This is a genomic window from Pseudoalteromonas sp. S1727 (assembly GCF_005886375.1).
Classification (GTDB): domain Bacteria; phylum Pseudomonadota; class Gammaproteobacteria; order Enterobacterales; family Alteromonadaceae; genus Pseudoalteromonas; species Pseudoalteromonas haloplanktis.
Map to the genome: position 1 here is coordinate 1 of NZ_PNDT01000164.1, position 379 is coordinate 379.

Below are 379 nucleotides of genomic sequence, written 5' to 3' on the forward strand. Positions count from 1 at the left end.
CCTCCCCCACCAGGATGGTCAGCGCTGCATAACTGCCCACATGGCTGTTATCCGGTGTACCCGATAACTCACCAGTGCTGGTATTAAAGCTGGCCCAGCTTGGTTTATTGATAATACTAAAGCTTAAACTGTCGCCATCAATATCGCTCACGGTAGGGGTAAATTGATACGGGCTGTCTTCACTCACCGTGATGCTTGGTGTGCCACTGATTGTGGGTGCATCATTGATGTTATTTACCGTGAGGTTAAAACTACTCAATGCTGTGGTGATCGCGCCGTCTGATACGGAGATAATAATGTTATTATTTACACCCACATCATCATTACTCGGGGTGCCAGATAGCTGCCCTGTGCTGCTATCAAAGCTCGCCCAACTTGG

At 48.3% G+C, this 379-nt stretch carries 1 protein-coding gene; it reads right to left on the reverse strand.

Translation table 11 applies throughout. From position 1 onward, the window contains the following. Window positions 1–379, reverse strand: a 379-nt coding sequence (locus tag CWB85_RS21200; RefSeq protein ID WP_138555959.1) for a putative Ig domain-containing protein, incomplete at both ends; no start/stop codon positions are given.